General features: G+C 66.1%; 3 protein-coding genes. 2 read left to right on the top strand and 1 reads right to left on the bottom strand.

Features of this window, described 5'->3' with window-relative positions:
* Nucleotides 1-3: 3 nt before the first annotated feature.
* Nucleotides 4-528: a hypothetical protein gene (locus ACIBMZ_RS10320; RefSeq protein WP_396692266.1), complete on the bottom strand. Its 525-nt coding sequence runs from the start codon at nucleotides 526-528 to the stop codon at nucleotides 4-6.
* Between the two features lie 149 nt (nucleotides 529-677).
* Between ACIBMZ_RS10320 and ACIBMZ_RS10315 the strand changes: the two genes are divergently transcribed.
* Both ACIBMZ_RS10315 and ACIBMZ_RS10310 read left to right on the top strand, forming a co-directional pair.
* Entirely contained in the window at nucleotides 678-1,295 is a 618-nt protein-coding gene (locus ACIBMZ_RS10315; protein ID WP_396692265.1) for a hypothetical protein, read from the top strand.
* A partial coding sequence (locus ACIBMZ_RS10310; protein WP_396692264.1) for a hypothetical protein occupies nucleotides 1,295-2,247 on the top strand: 953 nt, incomplete at its 3' end. The genes ACIBMZ_RS10315 and ACIBMZ_RS10310, both read left to right, overlap by 1 nt.

The following is a 2,247-nucleotide window of genomic DNA, read 5'->3' as shown; positions in this document are numbered from 1 at the left end:
CCGTCACTCTTTATCCGGCGGCGGCTGCTTGTTCGCGTCGGGATTGTTGGGGTAGAGGGTGTGCACCGGCGACTCGGTCGTGTTGTACGCGTCTCCGAGATCGATGGGTGGAGGGGTGCCACCGTCGCCTTCGCCGTCCTCTTCCGGCGGCAGGTCCTCGGCGGGGATGGCGGCGGTGAACTCGTCGAACATCTTGATGACCGTCTTCTCGGCCTCGCCGTAGTTCGACGCCGCGACCGCCGCGATCCCGCACACCTGCGAGATCAGCCCGTAGGTCTCCTGTTCCTGCGATCCGAACAGATCCCACTGCAACTTCTGCAGCCGATAGTTGAACTGCTGGACCTCCTCGGCGGTCTCGCCGGCCCAACTGAGTTCGAGGTTCTTCCAGGTGTTACCGATCCGTTCCCACGAATCGACGACATCGCCCATGAGCTTGACGACTCGCTCCGACCCGATCGTCCACATGCCCTGCGGGTCGACGTTGATGCTCTGGCCGTCGTCGTAGTGTGCGGGCGCACCACTCCCCATGTTCAGCCCCCCGCCCGCGCGCCGATCGGTTCCGTGCCGGAGACGCTAGCATCGGCCCAGCTCAACCGGACCATCTCAATGTTGGTGACGGTGGGCGTCCCCCGAAGAGGGACATCCGTCCGCGAGGACCCGCGTGGTACATGTCTAAGATGGCCGACCCTGAGCTGGACACCTACGTACAGGCGTCGATTAAACACGTACCCGAACTGCACATGGAAGAGCGCACGGCGCGATCGGTCACCGGCGACAATCTGTTCAACCCGCCCAAGGACGCGGGCGACGAGACGAAGGAACTCGTCGAGCCGACCGTCCGCGCGTTCGGGGTCACGCCCGCCGACCTTCGCGGGGCGCAGAACCACATGCTGAATGAACTCAACACCCAGGTCGACGAGTTCGAGGCGTTCAAGGCGGACGTGCTCAGCAAGGGTGGCTGGATCTTCTACGCCGAGAACGAGGGCGGCGTGCAGAACGACCGCAAGATGAGAAGCCACGACGGCGGTAGCCACATCTCACACTGGACCGTGAAGGGCGAGGACCTCCCGCCGGTCGAGGATCCCAATCCGGATCAGACGCAGATGCTCGTGGACACCCAACTCTCGCTGCTCAAGGCGGTCGGCGGTTCGATCCAGGCGGTGGCGCAGTACGTCGTCCGGGTCAACAACGCCGCCCAGTTCTACGCCGAGGCCGACAAGCGGTCGTTCGGCGAGACGGTGCCGACCGCACCCGAGTCCCTCCCCCGGGTCGGCGGCCCCGAGGAATCCGCCTGATGGCCGGGCCGGAGCAGCCGCCGACCAAGGGGCACACGTTCGAGCGGCAGAGCGACGGCTCCGTGGTGACGTACGACGCCGACGGTCAGCCGGTCCAACAGGTGATGCCGGACGGGCGGGTCTACAGCTCGTTCGACGACGCGGGACGCGCCCGGTACGTGGAGATCCCCCCGTCGGACGGGCAGGCGGCGACGTACGCGCACATCGGCTACCAGGACAACCTGACGATCTTCCGGTACGCCGACAAGTCGGTGCTCACCTTCGACAGCCACAGCCAGGACCTGGTCAGCCAGCGGCTACCCGACGGCACCCTCTACACCGACTTCAACGCGAACGACCAGCCGCAGTACGTCGAGATCCCGGCCCGCAGCGGCCAACCGGCGACCAGTGCCGAGATCAGTTACCAGGGCGGCAACACCGTCTACACGTACGCCGACGACACCGTCATCACGTACAACGCCGACGGCAAGATCCTCAAGGAGCAACGCCCCGACGGCACGACGTACAGCGACTTCGACGCCGACAACCGCCCCGGCCACATCGACATCCCCGCCACCGAGGGCCGCCCCGCCACCAGCGCCGAGATCGACTATCAGGGCGGCAACACCGTCTACACGTACGCCGACGACAGCGTCGTCACGTACAACGCCGACGGCAAGATCCTCAGCGAGCAACGCCCCGACGGCACCACGTACAGCGACTTCGACGCCGACAACCGCCCCGGCCACATCGACATCCCCGCCACCGCAGAACGACCCGCCACCAGCGCCGACATCAGCTACGAAGGCGGCAACACCCGCTACACCTACCCCGACGACACCATCGTCACCTACAACGCCGACGGCAAGATCCTCAAAGAGCAACGCCCCGACGGCACCACGTACAGCGACTTCGACGCCGACAACCGCCCCGGCCACATCGACATCCCCGCCACCGCAGAACGACCCGCCAC

Origin of the sequence: Micromonospora sp. NPDC049900, from assembly GCF_044461025.1 — a bacterium.
In the GTDB taxonomy this organism is placed as follows: domain Bacteria; phylum Actinomycetota; class Actinomycetes; order Mycobacteriales; family Micromonosporaceae; genus Micromonospora.
The sequence above is the reverse complement of the archived record's forward strand: the minus strand, read 5'-3'. Positions and strand labels throughout refer to the sequence as shown.

What these genes read in the sequence shown, in the direction of transcription:
- ACIBMZ_RS10315 (WP_396692265.1), top strand. Translation starts at nt 678, where the DNA reads ATGGCCGACCCTGAGCTGGACACCTACGTACAGGCGTCGATTAAACAC.
- ACIBMZ_RS10320 (WP_396692266.1), bottom strand. Translation starts at nt 528, where the DNA reads ATGGGGAGTGGTGCGCCCGCACACTACGACGACGGCCAGAGCATCAAC.